The 14602-nt window shown below is 61.5% G+C and carries 15 protein-coding genes and 1 pseudogene; 10 read left to right on the top strand and 6 right to left on the bottom strand.

What is annotated here, in order from left to right; translation table 11 throughout:
- Positions 1-51 precede the first annotated feature (51 nt).
- Complete coding sequence (locus E5678_RS10245) at positions 52-1008, top strand: AEC family transporter (RefSeq protein ID WP_136178432.1); 957 nt, start codon at positions 52-54, stop codon at positions 1006-1008.
- A 223-nt stretch (positions 1009-1231) separates the two neighbouring features.
- On the opposite strand, the gene E5678_RS10240 is transcribed toward E5678_RS10245, so the two are convergent.
- Both E5678_RS10240 and E5678_RS10235 read right to left on the bottom strand, forming a co-directional pair.
- Positions 1232-1693 carry a TM2 domain-containing protein gene (locus E5678_RS10240; protein ID WP_136178431.1) on the bottom strand — a complete coding sequence of 154 codons (462 nt, stop codon included), beginning with the start codon at positions 1691-1693 and terminating at the stop codon, positions 1232-1234.
- Positions 1690-2229 (bottom strand): GNAT family N-acetyltransferase, encoded by a 540-nt coding sequence (locus E5678_RS10235; protein ID WP_136178430.1) that lies wholly within the window; start codon positions 2227-2229, stop codon positions 1690-1692. Before E5678_RS10235 ends, E5678_RS10240 begins: the two co-directional genes overlap by 4 nt.
- 249 nt (positions 2230-2478) lie before the next feature.
- Between E5678_RS10235 and rpsP the strand changes: the two genes are divergently transcribed.
- The 6 genes and pseudogenes from rpsP to E5678_RS10205 all read left to right on the top strand — a co-directional run bounded on the left by rpsP (position 2479) and on the right by E5678_RS10205 (position 6804).
- Entirely contained in the window at positions 2479-2757 is a 279-nt protein-coding gene (rpsP, locus tag E5678_RS10230) for a 30S ribosomal protein S16 (protein WP_136178429.1), read from the top strand.
- 49 nt (positions 2758-2806) lie between these two features.
- Positions 2807-3400, top strand: coding sequence for a ribosome maturation factor RimM (gene rimM / locus E5678_RS10225; protein ID WP_136178428.1), 594 nt, complete (start codon positions 2807-2809; stop codon positions 3398-3400).
- 262 nt (positions 3401-3662) lie between these two features.
- Positions 3663-4438, top strand: a pseudogene (gene trmD / locus E5678_RS10220) (tRNA (guanosine(37)-N1)-methyltransferase TrmD).
- Positions 4439-4596: 158 nt separating this feature from the next.
- Complete coding sequence (gene rplS / locus E5678_RS10215; RefSeq protein ID WP_136178427.1) at positions 4597-4953, top strand: 50S ribosomal protein L19; 357 nt, start codon at positions 4597-4599, stop codon at positions 4951-4953.
- 142 nt (positions 4954-5095) lie between these two features.
- Positions 5096-5782 carry a CoA pyrophosphatase gene (locus tag E5678_RS10210; protein WP_136178426.1) on the top strand — a complete coding sequence of 229 codons (687 nt, stop codon included), beginning with the start codon at positions 5096-5098 and terminating at the stop codon, positions 5780-5782.
- Between the two features lie 89 nt (positions 5783-5871).
- Positions 5872-6804: a CobD/CbiB family protein gene (locus E5678_RS10205; protein ID WP_136178425.1), complete on the top strand. Its 933-nt coding sequence runs from the start codon at positions 5872-5874 to the stop codon at positions 6802-6804.
- 141 nt (positions 6805-6945) lie between these two features.
- Here E5678_RS10205 and rsgA read toward each other — a convergent pair whose 3' ends face one another.
- Genes rsgA through E5678_RS10190 form a run of 3 tightly spaced genes read right to left on the bottom strand, consistent with a single transcriptional unit; the run spans position 6946 to position 9592 of the window.
- Positions 6946-7935 (bottom strand): ribosome small subunit-dependent GTPase A, encoded by a 990-nt coding sequence (rsgA, locus tag E5678_RS10200; RefSeq protein WP_136178424.1) that lies wholly within the window; start codon positions 7933-7935, stop codon positions 6946-6948.
- Between the two features lie 54 nt (positions 7936-7989).
- Positions 7990-8310, bottom strand: a complete 321-nt coding sequence (locus E5678_RS10195; protein ID WP_136178423.1) for a 4a-hydroxytetrahydrobiopterin dehydratase — start codon at positions 8308-8310, stop codon at positions 7990-7992.
- Positions 8311-8323: 13 nt separating this feature from the next.
- The gene (locus E5678_RS10190) at positions 8324-9592 is read right to left on the bottom strand and encodes a M48 family metallopeptidase (protein ID WP_136178422.1); all 1269 of its coding nucleotides are present in this window, start codon (positions 9590-9592) and stop codon (positions 8324-8326) included.
- Between the two features lie 330 nt (positions 9593-9922).
- On the opposite strand from E5678_RS10190, the gene orn reads away from it, so the two are divergent.
- The gene (orn, locus tag E5678_RS10185) at positions 9923-10537 is read left to right on the top strand and encodes an oligoribonuclease (RefSeq protein WP_136178421.1); all 615 of its coding nucleotides are present in this window, start codon (positions 9923-9925) and stop codon (positions 10535-10537) included.
- A 92-nt stretch (positions 10538-10629) separates the two neighbouring features.
- On the top strand, positions 10630-12216 hold the full coding sequence (locus E5678_RS10180; protein WP_136178420.1) for an inorganic phosphate transporter: 1587 nt from the start codon (positions 10630-10632) through the stop codon (positions 12214-12216).
- A 201-nt stretch (positions 12217-12417) separates the two neighbouring features.
- Here E5678_RS10180 and E5678_RS22305 read toward each other — a convergent pair whose 3' ends face one another.
- Complete coding sequence (locus E5678_RS22305) at positions 12418-12576, bottom strand: hypothetical protein (RefSeq protein ID WP_168708537.1); 159 nt, start codon at positions 12574-12576, stop codon at positions 12418-12420.
- On the opposite strand from E5678_RS22305, the gene E5678_RS10175 reads away from it, so the two are divergent.
- Positions 12575-14533, top strand: coding sequence for a DEAD/DEAH box helicase (locus E5678_RS10175; protein WP_136178419.1), 1959 nt, complete (start codon positions 12575-12577; stop codon positions 14531-14533). The genes E5678_RS22305 and E5678_RS10175 overlap by 2 nt on opposite strands.
- The last annotated feature ends 69 nt before the right edge of the window (positions 14534-14602 follow it).

The raw sequence follows: 14602 nt of genomic DNA, 5'->3' as shown, positions 1-14602 counted from the left end.
GGCAAGACCTGTGTGGCGTGCGTTGAGCGGGCAGGGCGCTAACATCGACCCGTGAATATCACTGACCACCCCGTTGTCGCGTCGCTGACGCCTGTCTTTATTTTGATTGCATGCGGCTACCTGGCCGGGCGATTGCAGTGGATCCGCGCCGCCGCGATCAAGGATTTGTCCAACCTGGTGTTTTTGCTGCTGATCCCGGCGCTGTTGTTTCGCACGATGAGCGCCGTGCATGTCGAAACGCTGGACCTTCGACCCTTGGTCGCCTATTTCCTGGCCGCGTTGCTGCTGCTGGGCGGCTCCGTCTTCTGGCGCGGCTTCAACCGGAAAAGTGTGGTCATGGCGCTCGGAGGGGTGTTCTCAAACCTCGTCATGATCGGCATCACCGTGGTGCAGCTGGCTTACGGCAAAGAGGGATTGGTCACCTTGCTCACAGTGGTGTCCTTGCACGCCATCATTTTGCTGACCGTGACCACCATCACGCTGGAACTGGCTGTCGCCGGCGAAAACCGCGCGCAGGGCATGGAAGCGCCGCACCTGCTGGCAACCACCTGGTCAGCCTTCAAGAACGCGTTGATTCACCCGATTCCTCTGCCGATCATCACGGGTTTGCTGTTTGCGCAAACCGGCTGGACCTTGCCTGTGGTGGTAGACAAGCCGTTGATGTTGCTGGGCAGCGCTTTTGGTCCGATCGCACTCGTGCTGGTGGGTGTGACCATGGCCAGCACGCCGCTGGGCGGGCATATTCGCCCAGCGCTGTGGATCACCGCGTCCAAAAACCTGCTGCTGCCCCTGATGGTGGGCATCAGTGCCTGGGTGTTTGGTATCACCGGGTTGCCGTTGACGGTGATGGTGGTGGCAGCCGCCATGCCCATGGGCGCCAACGTGTTCATGTTTGCCCAGCGCTACGAGGTGGGCCAGGATCTCACCACGGCCAGCATGGTGTTGTCGACCGGTTTGTCCCTGTTCACCTTGACTCTGGTGATGCTGGTGATGTCCTGGATCAACTAGAGATCCCCCCGCGCCGCCTGCGGCGTCACCCCCCGAGGGGGCGGCACTGGCGGCCTGGCAAAGCCAGTTCCGCGGTGCCCTGGGTTGAGCTACCCCTCGTTGCGCCTCGCCCTTCTTCGGCGCGAAATGTCTCCGCCGCAAGATGCGGTGGAGCCGGCTTTGCCGGGCCACACGCATTGCCCCCTGGGGGGTGACGCCGCAGGCGGCGCGGGGGGATCCACAGCTATTGACTGATCTTGCGGGCTTCTTCCACCTGGTATTCAAAGTAACGCTGCACACCAAACGCCAGGCTGCCCATGAAGGCAATGGTGCCCATCAGCAAGGCCAGCACCAGTGCCAGAATGGTGAACCAGTTGGTGGCCCCGGCGGCGTCTTCGTCTTCCAGGCCGGGGTTGAACCAGCGGTTCCACTTGGGGCGGTCGCTCAAGGCATAAACGATGGCTGCCAGGCAGGCGGCCGCGATGCTGACGCCCAGAAACGGAATCAAGATCCAGGAGAGCTTGTCATCCAGGCCGTAGAGCTGTACCCGCTCTACCCCCCACCAGCCCAGAGCGGCAGCCATGGGATGCAGCCAGCCGATCCAGTCACCCAGGCCCCGCAGATAGAAGCGGTGCACGCCCATGCTGCCAAACAGCACAGCCAGCCACGCAGCAAGTGTCTTGTTTTTACTATTTGAGCGGCTCATGGTGTGGCAGGTTTCTCGTCAGGCGGGGTGGACGCGCCCACCCCAAGCGTTTTTTCCATGAGCACGATGTCGAGCCAACGTTCGAATTTCCAGCCGCAGTTGTGGATCACCCCTGCCGGCTCGAAGCCCAGCGCTTTGTGGATACCGATCGATCCGGCATTGGCCGAGTCACCGATCACCGCCATCACTTTGCGAACCCCTGCGCGCTCCAGGCCAGCCATCAGTTCGGCCAGCAGCGCCCGGCCCAGTCCTTTGCCCGCCGATTCCGGTGCCATGTAAATCGAGTCTTCGCATGAAAACCGGTAAGCCGGGCGCGGTTTGAACCAGTTGGCGTAAGCGAAACCCCGGATCTGCGCGCCTTCTTCAATCACCAGCCAGGGCAAGCCCTTGCTCAGGACATCGTTGCGCCGGGTGCTCATGTCGACCTCGGTGGGCGGGGTGGTCTCAAAGGTGCCGGTGCCGTGCAAGACGTGGTGAGCGTAAATGCGGGTGATGGCGGGCAGATCGCTGTCCAGGCTGGGGCGTATGGTGGGCATGAGCGGGTAATTTGGAGCCAATAGGGGGAGTGCGAAATCAGATTCTCGCCGAAACACGTCAACCTTCATGCACGGGGGTGACCCAAGACGCTATAATTGCGGGTTGTGTAGCGTTTCGCTGGCCGGGTGGTCAGTCGTGTGTCTCAAGCGTTGCAATGAAACGGGCTATTTGTCGGGGCGATCTGATCGCTCCGGTGTTGGCCCGGTGAGGTAGTCAATAGTGGCTGCCTCCCACCCGAAGGATAAATCATGGTCGTCATCCGACTTTCCCGCGGCGGCTCCAAAGCCCGTCCTTTCTACAACATCGTGGTCGCTGACAAGCGCAACCGCCGCGATGGCCGTTTCATCGAACGCATCGGTTTCTACAATCCGCTGGCCCGTGGTGGTGAAGAGCCTCTGCGTATCGCTGCCGATCGCCTGACGTACTGGACGGGTGTCGGTGCCGAGCCTTCGGATACCGTGAACCGTTTGATCAAGCAAGGCGCCAAAGCTGCTGCCGCTGCACCTGCAGCGCCTGCCGCAGCCTGATGGTGATGGCCATTCCCTGAGGGATGGCCTTTCCAATTCCCTGCGTTTCATGAATTCTGGTCTGTTTCCCGCATCGCCTTTGCCGGCTGATGCCATTGAGGTGGGCCGGATTCAAGAAGCGTTTGGCATCAAGGGGTGGGTCCGCATCCATCCCCACAGCGCCGACACCGATGCGCTGTTTGCCTCCAAAGTCTGGCATCTGGAACCACCCGAACCCAAGTTCGCGCGTGGTTTTTCTGCGTTCAGTGGCACGGTTTCGGTCACCGTGGCGGAAATCAAGACCCAAACCGCCGGCATAGTCGCCCACCTGGAAGGGATGGACGACCGCAACCTGGCCGAAGCCCTCAAAGGTGTGCGCATCCACGTACCGCGATCGGCCTTTCCAGCCACACCCGAAGGCGAGTATTACTGGGTTGACCTGATCGGGTTGCGAGTGGTCAACCGCGAAGGTGTGGACATGGGTGTGGTGCGCGACCTCATATCCACAGGGCCAAATTCCGTGCTCGTGCTTGAATTCACCGAGACCACCGCTGAAGGTGAAACGCAGGTGGCCGAGCGCATGATCCCGTTCGTGGATGCCTACGTTGACAAAGTGGATCAGGCTGAGCGCTTGATCACGGTTGACTGGGGACTTGATTACTGACCCCTTGCGCCACTGACGCGGCCTCCCCCTTCTCGGGGAGGTTGGGGGCAACGCCTCGGCCCGGCAAAGCCGGTTCCGCAGCGTTCGCTGGAAAGAGTCACCTCTCTCCACTGGATTTTTTTCGCCAATCGCCTATAAATCGATTGACAGGCGTGTCTTCCCCAAGGGCACCGCAAAACGGGCTTTGCCCGGCCGCCAGTGCCGCCCCCTGGGGGGTGACGCCGAAGGCGGCGCGGGGGGAGGTTTCCCTCACAATACCTTCATGCGTTTTGACGTCATCACCCTTTTCCCCGAGCTGTTCGAGCCCTTTTCAAGAGCGGGATCACGCGCCGTGCGTTTGAGTCCAGGCAGGTGGACGTGCGGCTGTGGAATCCGCGCGACTTTGCGCAAGGCAATTACCGCCGGGTAGATGACCGGCCCTTTGGCGGTGGGCCGGGCATGGTCATGATGGCGGAGCCTTTGTGGTGCTGCCTGCAGGCGATCCGTCTGGATCGCTCCGAATCGGCAGAAGACCCGGCTCCTGTGGTGCTGTTTTCGCCGATCGGCGACCGCCTCAACCATGCCATGGCCAACGGTTGGTCGGAGAGCAGTGGGGCAGTGTTGCTTTGCGGCCGCTATGAGGGCATTGATCAGCGGTTCATTGACGCTTGCGTGGACCGACAAATCAGCCTGGGTGATTTTGTGCTGTCGGGAGGAGAAATCGCAGCGATCGCGTTGCTTGACGCCGTGGCCCGTTTGATGCCCGGGGTGTTGAACGACGCGGGCAGCCACCAGCAAGACAGCTTCAATCCAGCCTTGAGTGGCCTGCTGGACAGCCCACACCACACGCGGCCTGAAATTTGGGAGGGCCCTCGTGGTCCGGTGGGTGTGCCGGATGTGTTGCTGGGCGGGCATCACGAGCGCATCGAGCGCTACCGCCGCGAGCAAAGCCTCGCGCTCTCCCAGGGGCTGCGTCCGGAGCTCGTGGAGCAGGCCCGGTCCGACGGCCAATTGACAAAGACAGACGAATCTTTCCTGCGTTCTATTAAAAAGCTATAATCCAAGGCTTTTCGATCCTCTGACCGGCCGCCGCGACCGGGCCACCTCGCTCACACTTCCCTTGTGGAAGCCTTTCTCACGGAAGGTGTGTGGGACGGAGCCCTGCCGGAATCGTGGCCTTTAGTGCAGCGCGGGCATGATCGTGAAATCAGGAAACCATGAACCTTATCCAAACCCTTGAGCAAGAAGAAATTGCTCGTTTGAACAAAGAGATCCCCGTCTTTGCGCCTGGTGACACCGTCATCGTCAGCGTGAACGTGGTTGAAGGCACCCGCAAGCGTCTGCAGGCTTACGAAGGCGTGGTGATTGCCCGTCGCAACCGTGGTCTGAACTCCAGCTTCATCGTTCGCAAGATCTCCAACGGTGAAGGTGTCGAGCGCACGTTCCCGCTGTACAGCCCCCGTATCGCCAAGATCGAAGTGAAGCGTCGCGGTGCTGTGCGCCGTGCCAAGCTGTACTACCTGCGCGAGCGCAGCGGCCGTTCGGCTCGTATCAAGGAAAAATTGGGCCGTTAAGCCCTTGGGCTTCCAAAGAAACCGCTCCAGCTGGGGCGGTTTTTTTTCGCCCAAATATTTCCCCGGCCATCTGCCAGGCTCTCGCAGGGGTTGTCGCCAGGTGGCCATGCCGTTTACGCCGCCTGCCGTAAGCTCTCCAACCATGTCCTCTCCAACGTTGCCGCTTTTCAATCCTCGCGACGTGCCCATCGTCCCGCAGCTGGGCAGTGAACGCCTGTACCCAGCCCATCCTGAGCGGCTGACGCCTGCCGGCCTCAGGGCGTTGTTTGCCCAGCCACCCCCGTGGGTGCCCGAATTGGTCCGAGAGCAGCGGTTTGGCGACCGGGTGCCGACGCATGCGGCCGTGTTGCTCCCGTTGGTGATGCGAGACCGGTTGAGCCTGGTGCTGACCCTGCGGTCGGCACACCTCAACAGCCATTCGGGCCAGATCGCCTTGCCCGGCGGCAAGCTTGATCCCGGCGATGCCAATGCCGTGGCCGCAGCGCTGCGGGAGACCCATGAAGAGATTGGCATTGAACCCGGGCGTGTCGAGGTGCTGGGGGTGTTGCCCGAATATGTGACGGGAACGTCCTTCATCGTGACCCCGGTGGTGGGCCTGATTCAACCGGGTTTTGAGCTGGCACCCAATCCGGATGAGGTGGCCGATGTGTTCGAGGTGCCTTTGGACTTCCTCATGGACCCATCCAACCACCGCCGCCACGCATGGAATTGGGAGGGTGCGGTTCGTGAGTGGTACTCCATGCCATACGACGATGCTGGACAAGAGCGATTCATCTGGGGCGCGACCGCGGGTATGTTGCGCAATTTCTACCGTTTCCTCAGTGCCTGAATCCTGGCAATTGACCTTCTCTCCGCCACCTTTGCCCTTTCAGGCGAGGCTTCAAGAATGGCCCTGTTCTCTGACACTATGATTGGGGCATGAGTTTCTTTGCCATTCTTCTGGCTTTCTTGCTGGAACAAGTTCGTCCCCTCGGTCATGACAACGCTGTGCACGCCGGGCTGCGTGCCTGGGCGCGCGTGGTGCGCCGCAATCTCGACGCAGGTGAGCGTGCGCACGGCTGGCTGGCCTGGGTGCTGGCTGCGGTCTTGCCCGCTGCCTTGACCGGGCTGGTGTATTGGGGGTTGTGGCGCTTCAGCACGGTGCTGGCTTTTGTGTGGCTGGTGGCTGTGCTCTACGTCACGGTGGGTTTCCGCCAATTCAGCCACCACTTCACCGATATCCGCCAGTCGCTGGAAACGGGCGATGAAGTGGGCGCACGGGAAAAGCTGGCGCGGTGGTTGCGTGTTGAGGTGAGCAGCTTGCCTCGCGCAGAGCTGCTGCGGCAGGTGATCCAGCACGCTGTGCTGTCGTCCCATCGCCACGTTTTTGGCGTGCTCGCCTGTTTTGTGCTGTTCTGGGTGTTGGGCATGGGGCCTGCGGGCGCCATCCTTTACCGCATGGCTGAGTACTTGTCGCGCGTCTGGCGTGGGCATGCCGACGGTACCTCCAGCCACGGCCTGCGAGAGGCGGCCACGCAAGCCTGGCGCTGGGTCGATTTTGTGCCTGCCCGTGTGACGGCCCTGGGCTTTGCGGTGGTCGGGAATTTTGAGGAATCTGTGGCGAGCTGGCGCAGCGAGTCGAACCGCTTTGCACCGGGCAACGACGGTGTGTTGCTGGCGGCCACCTCGGGCGCTCTGGGGGTCCGCCTGGTGGAGGTCGCCGAAGGCACGACCCAAGAAAACACCGATGGCAGTGCGCGTGCCGAGCCCCAGTTGGCGCATCTGGCCAGTGCGGTCGGCTTGGTCTGGCGCAGCGTGGTGCTCTGGATGCTGCTGCTGGCACTGCTCACGCTCTCACGCCTGTTGGGCTGATACCGGGCCGCCTTCAAAGCAAGCGGAGGGCTGGTTCGGACTTGCCGTGCGACAGCACTGTTTGTGGCCTCGCGCCATGTTCCTGATTTGAACGCCAATTGGTGTGAGCCCCCCACGCTGGATTGCGTGGTCTCCGTTCATTCAATAGGTTCGGCGGTCTGAAAGTTCGGCAAACAGCTCGCCGTAAATTTGATACCGGTTGGCGTTGATGCTGGCGTCACCGCCGGTTTCTGCCTGGCCGGCCGCTTGGCTCACATGCGACCGTACCTCACAGCCCGGTTCGTGCAGGTGGGTGCAGTTGTAGAAGCGGCAATGGCCCAGCCTGGCCCGCAAGTCGGGCATCAGGTGTGCCAACTGCATGGGCTCGATGTGGTTGAGCCCAAACTCCTGAAAGCCGGGCGAGTCGATCAGGGCGGTGACACGGTTCTCCGGGTCTACCCAATACCAGGTGGTGCTGGTGGTGGTGTGTTTGCCCGAATTGAGGGCGCGGGATATCTCGCCCGTGAGGGCACTCGCGTGGGGCACGAGCCGGTTCACCAGCGTGCTTTTGCCGACACCCGATGGGCCCAGCACCAGCGTGGTTTTGCCAGCCAGGCGGGCTTCAAGTTCGACGACGCCCGCTTCGCTGCTGGCAGCGGTCTCGGCCTTGAGCCGCAAGGGCAGCACCTCAACGCCCATCTCGCGGTAGGGCGCCAGGCGTTGCCAGGAGCGGTCAAAAGCCGGCTGCAGATCGCTCTTGTTGAGCACCACCAACACGGGGATGTTTTGCGCTTCGGCCGCGATCAGTGCGCGCGCAAGTTGCCGCTCTGAGAATTCGGGGTCTGCGGCCACCAGCATGAGAATCTGGTCCAGATTGGATGCAAACGACTTGGTGCGCAGCTCGTCCTGGCGGTAGAAGAGGTTGTTGCGCGGGTTGACCTGTTCGATGCTGCCCTCATCGGCCGTGGAGGACCATTGCACCCGGTCGCCCACCACCACCTGGCTCTTTTTCCCACGTGGGTGGCAGATGCGGCGCTGGCCATCCGCGCTCTCGACGAGGCAATGGCGTCCAAATGAGGCAACCACCAACCCGGCCTGGGTTGCTATGGGGGAGCCAGAGCCCTGCGAGGGCTTTTTGGAAGGGCGGTTCAAGGGCGAGGGCCGGCAGGGCGGTACATGGGGTGTCGATGGGTTTGAAAAGGGGGCTCAGTCTTTGAGCAAGCTGTCCACGGCCTTGGCGCAGAAGGTATCGCTGGCCGAGATGCCGTCCACATCGTGGGTGTTGAAACGAACGGTGCATCGACCATAGCTGAGGGCCAGATCGGGGTGGTGGTCTTCGCGGTGGGCCACCCAGGCCAAGGCGTTCACAAAAGCCATGGTTTCGTGAAAATTGGGAAAGCTGAAGGTCTTTTCAATGGCGCCATCGATCAGTTTCCACCCTTGGGCGGACTCGCCGTTGAGCTGGGTCAGCTGGGTGACGATTTCGGTAGCGGAAAGGGCGCGGCGGTTTTGATGGATGGGGTTCATGGGGTGGGTGTTCTTAAGCGCCATTCGCCTGCAGGCGAGCAATCCGTTCGCCGGCGGGTGGGTGGGAGTAATAGAAGCGGACAAAAAGCGGGTCGGGCGTTAGCGTGCTCGCATTGTCTTTGTAAAGCTTGAGCAGGGCGCTGGCCAGATCCAGGCCATCGGTCTTGTCCATGGCGTAGGCGTCCGCCTCGAATTCATGCCGCCTTGACAGCCGTGCCATCAGTGGCGAGAGGAAAAACGTGAACAGTGGCACCACCATCATGAACAGCAAGATAGCCAGCGCATGGTTCGGCTCGGTCAGCGAGGGCATGACACCGAGGCCGGTGTAAAACCAGCTCTGGTTGGACAGCCAGCCCAGCAACGCAAAGCCCACGAGGCTGAGTGCAAACATCAGGACCACCCGCTGAACTATGTGGCGGCGTTTGTAGTGGCCCAGCTCGTGAGCCAGCACCGCATCGATTTCTTCGGGCGCCAGCTGCTTCAGCAAGGTATCAAAAAATACCACGCGTTTGGAGGCCCCAAAGCCCGTGAAATAGGCGTTGGCGTGCGCGCTGCGCTTGCTGCCGTCCATCACAAACAGGCCTTTGGCCGCGAACCCGCAGCGTTCCATCAGGGCGCTGACGCGGCTCTTGATGGCTTCGTCCTGCAAGGGCTCAAATTTGTTGAACAAGGGCGCGATCAAGGTTGGGTAGGCCACCAGCATCAGCAGGTTGAATCCCATCCAGGCGCCCCATGCCCACAGCCACCAGATGGATCCGGCCGCCCCCATGAGCCACAACACCAGGGCCAGGATGGGCAAGCCCAGCAAGGCGCCCACCACGGCATTTTTCAGCAGGTCGCCCAGCCACAGTCCCAGGCTCATCTTGTTGAACCCAAAACGCTCTTCAATGCGAAAGGTAGACCACCAGGCTGCGGGCAGCCCCAGCAACCCTGCGATCACGCTGAACGCCGCCACGAGCGCCAGCTGTTGCCACATGCCACCGCCCATGACCGACAGCAAAGCCTGGTTCAGCCAGTGCAGACCACCAAACAGGGTCCAGCACAGCAGCAAGGCCACCTCCAACGCGCCGTCCAGCAGGCCAAAACGGGTCTTGGCGATGGTGTAGTCGGCCGCTTTCTGGTGGGCCTGCGGTGTGATGGTGTCGGCAAATGCCGCGGGAACGGCGCCTCGGTGGCGGGCGACGTGGCGGATCTGCCGGCTGGCCAGCCAGGTGCGCACCACAAGACCGGCGATCAACAGAGCGCCAAAAACCAGAGAAAACACGAGATCGGAAGTTTGCATGGACCGAGTCTATCGAACCCGGCAGGCATTCGGTGGCAACAGGGCGAAGCAAGGGAGGGTGTTCAACACCCGCGACCTGCGCGGCGTGGACTTGCGGGATATGGCGCGAGGCGCGAATTCCAGGGTCAGCCTGGACGGCTGCCCTGAATTCGCGACGAAATCTGCGCTTCGTATAGGGGCCCACAAACCCACGACCCATATGGGCTCGGCTCAAAATGGGCGTCTGACCCGCCAGGCAAGCGCGCCAGCCATCCCGTTTTGGACCCGAACGCGCATGGCGGGCGTTTTGAACACCGTCCCACGGTGCCCGGGCATCGGTGAAAATAGGGCATGACGCAAAACTTGACCCCCTCGACGGACGGCGCTGTTGCCGCTGTCAATGCACCCGTACCCGCCGCCACGCTCACCAAAAGCGACCAGAACCTGATTTGGCTCGACTGTGAAATGAGTGGTCTGGACCCGGAAAAAGAACGCTTGCTGGAAATCGCGGTGGTGATCACCGGCCCCCATCTCACCCCCAGGGTGGAAGGCCCTGTGATCGTGGTGCACCAGAGCGATGCTGTGCTCGGCGCGATGGATGCCTGGAACAAAGGCACCCATGGCAGGAGCGGCCTGATCGACAAGGTGAAGGCCAGTACCGTCACCGAAGAACAGGCGCAGGCCGAGTTGCTGGCTTTTATCGGGAAATATGTGCCCCGCAATGGCTCGCCCATGTGTGGCAACACCATCAGCCAGGACCGCCGCTTCCTGGTCAAGTACATGCCCAAACTGGAGACCTACTTTCATTACCGCTGCCTGGATGTGAGCACGCTCAAGGAGCTGGCCAAGCGCTGGCGCCCGGAGATCTACAACAGCTTCAAGAAACACCAGAAACACACGGCGCTGGCCGATGTGCACGAGTCCATCGACGAACTCGAGCATTACCGCACGCACTTTCTGCGCTGATCCAACCCGACCCAACGCGACGCTGCGCGTTGGGTCTGATTGGCCACCCTGTCAGTTGACATGTCAAAATCGTGACATTCACGAGACTTTTCATGACAAAACGTTCCCGCAAAGCTTTTCTATCCCGCCACCAGGACGTGGTTCAACTCGGCGCCTCGCTGGCATTCTTGTTGCTGGTGGGCCTGTACGCGTCGCTGACAGGGGCCAATGCGTTGGGTTTGTCCACCGCATCGGTGTGGTTGCTGATCATTTCTGCTGTGGTCGGTGGCTACATGGCCATGAATATCGGCGCCAACGATGTGGCCAACAACATGGGTCCCGCCGTGGGCTCTGGCGCCATGACCATGGGCACGGCCATCTTCGTGGCCGCCCTGTTTGAAGCGATGGGCGCTATCGTCGCGGGCGGGGATGTGGTGGGGACCATCAAGGGCGGCATCATTGACCCCAATCAGATCACCGACCCAGCGCTGTTCGCCTGGGTCATGTTCTCTGCATTGCTCGCAGGCGCCTTGTGGCTCAACCTTGCCACGGCCATCGGTGCGCCGGTTTCGACCACGCACTCCATCATTGGCGCCGTCATGGGCGCAGGGATTGCCGCCGGAGGCTGGGGGCTGGTGAACTGGGGCACGATCGGCTCCATCGTGATGAGCTGGGTGGTGTCGCCTGTGCTGGGCGGCGCCATTGCGGCGGGGTTTCTCTATCTCATCAAACGCAGCATCACCTACCGCAGCGAAATGACCGACGCAGCGGGCCGTGTGGTGCCCTGGCTGATCGCGATCATGGCTTGGGCCTTCGGGACCTACATGATGCTCAAGGGCTTCAGTCAGCTGATCAAGGTGGGATTCCTGACGGCGTTGTTCGTCGGCGCGGCTTTCGCCGCCGTGGTGGTGGTGGTGGTGCGCAAACCCATTGCCCGCATGGCCGCGGTGCAGGTGAACACCAAGGAAGGGGTGAACCGCCTCTTTACCTGGCCCCTGGTCTGTTCAGCAGCCCTGTTGAGCTTCGCACACGGCGCCAACGATGTGGCCAATGCCGTGGGTCCGCTGGCCGCGATCTACGAAGCGGTCAAGGCGGGCGCCATCGCGTCCAAGGCCTCGACGCCACTGTGGGTGATGGTGCTGGGGGCCTTGGGGCTCGCCGTGGGCCTGGCCTTGTACGGTTCGCGCCTGATCCGCACCGTCGGCAAGGAAATCACCGAGCTCGACAACATGCGCGCCTATTCCATTGCCATGGCCGCCACCATCACGGTGATTGTGGCCTCCCAGCTGGGCATGCCCGTGTCCACGACCCATATTTCGATCGGCGCGGTATTCGGAGTGGGTTTCCTGCGTGAGCTGCTCAAGGTGAACTACGCCAAGATGGAGTCGGTGGTGTTCGCGGGTCACCAGGGTGAAGACCGGGGTGAAGTTGAAACCTACCTGCAACGTTTTGAAGCCGCTGAAGTCACCGAGAAGAAGCGCATGTTGGCGGACATGAAGCAGCGCACGAAGTTGCGCGAGGCGGCTGAAGGGGCGATGTTCGCCAAAAACGAGCGCAAGGCTTTCAAGAAAGCCTACAAAAAAGAGATCGTCAAACGTTCGGCTGTTCTGCGAATCGTCGCGGCCTGGATCATCACCGTGCCCGCAACCGCCATCCTGGCTGCGGTGCTCTTTCAGATCGTCTCGGCCGTGCTCCGTTGATCGGATCTGAAAATAATTCTAGGGTTTTCCCTAGAAATCTGCCATAATCCAAGGCTGCGCAGGAAACTGTGCTGATTTGTGCATCTGCCTCACACACAGGCCTCCCGGATTCGGTGGTTGTCTGCGCCCACAGCGCGGTTCTCAACCCACCTGCCACGGTTCCAACCGATGGCAATCTGGATGAGGTCTTCGCTCCCGGCGTCACTTGATAGTTTGTGACCCATGGCGCGTTATCCGTTTGATGGTTGGTGTTTTGTAACCACGAACGGATCCTGCGCCCAGGAGCGTCAGCCATGCATTGGCTGACTTGGCCTGAGCTTTGGTTTCGATCAATTGCGCGAAATGCGCAAGGACGAACATGAGCGACTCTTTTGAAGACCGCGGCGAATTCACGCCCGATCAATCCCCCGACACCTCGATCAACGATCAGGAAACCGAGCAAGCAACCGAGCAAGCTGCGGATGAAACGATTGTTGCCGAGCCCAATGGTTTTGTGACCATGGGCCTGGCGCCTGAGTTGGTGCAAGCCTGTACCGACCTCGGCTACACACAGCCCACGGCCGTGCAGAAAAACGTGATCCCCAAAGCCTTTCTGGGCGAGGGTGAGAAGCGTTTTGCTGACTTGATGGTTTCGAGTCAGACCGGTAGCGGCAAGACCGCTGCCTTCTTGCTGCCTGTGTTGCACACGCTGCTGGCACAACGCGCCGCAGAGGAAGCCCAGGAACGCGCCGAATTCGACCAGGCCGCAGCCGATGCTGTGGCCAACGGCGAAGCCGCACCCAAGCGCCCCAAGCGCAAGGACCCCACCAACCCACGCAATTTCAAGGCTCCAACCCCTGGCGCCCTGATCGTGTGCCCAACGCGCGAACTCGCTCAGCAGGTGGCCAATGACGCCATCGACCTGGTGCGCCATTGCCGTGGCCTGCGCGTGGCCAACGTGGTGGGCGGCATGCCTTACCAGTTGCAAATTGCCAAGCTGCAAAATGCCGATCTCGTGGTTGCAACCCCTGGCCGTTTGCTCGACCTGCAGCGCTCACAGCAATTGAAGCTGGACAAGGTTCAGTTCCTGGTGGTCGACGAAGCCGACCGCATGTTGGATCTCGGTTTCTCCGACGACCTCGCCGATATCAACGATCTGACCAGCCAGCGCGGCCAGACCATGATGTTCTCGGCCACGTTTGCTCCCCGCATTCAGCAGCTCGCCATGCGTGTGATGCACGATGGCGGCAAGCACGTGCAAAAAGTGCAGATCGACAGCCCGCAAGAGCAACACAGCAACATTTCGCAAAAACTGTTCTGGGCCGACAACGCCCAACACAAGCGCGCATTGCTGGACCACTGGTTGCGTGACACCACGATCAACCAAGCGATTGTGTTTTGCAGCACGCAAATCGAATGCGATGGTTTGGCCAACGACCTGCAGCAATCCAACTTTGCAGCAGTGGCCTTGCACGGCGCTTTGAGCCAGGGCATTCGCAACCGCCGCCTGATGGCCTTGCGCAGTGGCCAGGTGCAGATCCTGGTGGCTACCGACGTGGCCGCTCGCGGTATTGACGTGCCCACAATTACCCACGTGTTCAACTTTGGTCTTCCTATGAAGGCCGAGGATTACACCCACCGCATTGGCCGCACCGGCCGTGCCGGCCGCGATGGCTTGGCCATCACGTTTGCCGAAATGCGCGATCGCCGCAAAATCTTCGACATCGAAGCTTTCACGCGCCAGCGCATTGCTGTGGACACCGTGACCGGTATGGAGCCACGCCAGCGTGCGCCTCAGAACGAACCCATGGGCCGTGGCGCTCCGGGCCGCAACTATGCCAATGCATCGCGTGGCAATGAGCGTTTTGGTGATCGCCGGGGTGCACCTCCGCGCGGTCCCCGTGCCGAAGGTCGTCCAGACGCGCCTCGCTTCGAAGGCAACCGCTTCGACAAGCGTGGCAGCGAAGGTGGCCGTTTCGAACAGCAGCGCCCTGAAGGCCGTTTCGAGAACCGTGCTGCAGCTCCCCGTGCTGACAGCCGCTTCGAGAACCGTGGCGAACAACGCCAGGAACCCCGTTTCGACCCACGCGGTGGCGACAGCCGTCCAGCTGCGCCCCGTGGCAATTTTGCCGACCGTGCGCCAGCTCGGCCCGGTGCGAAGGCAGGCTTCTCCAGCTTCGGTCGCAACGACAACGCCAGCGCTCCCCGCAGCACCGGTGACCGTTTCAGCGACCGTGGCAATTCCGAGCGCACTGCGATGCGTGGCGGTGAGTTTGCCCCGCGACGTCCTGAAGGTTCGGGTCCTGCCCGTCCGGTGGCCCGCCGCCAGCCGCGCTGAATGTGAGAACCCGGGGGCTTAGGCCCCAATGGAAAAACCGGGCCTGGCCCGGTTTTTTTTCGCCTGAAG

The organism is Hydrogenophaga sp. PAMC20947 (genome assembly GCF_004795855.1).
Classification (GTDB): domain Bacteria; phylum Pseudomonadota; class Gammaproteobacteria; order Burkholderiales; family Burkholderiaceae_C; genus Hydrogenophaga.
The sequence above is the reverse complement of the archived record's forward strand: the minus strand, read 5'-3'. Positions and strand labels throughout refer to the sequence as shown.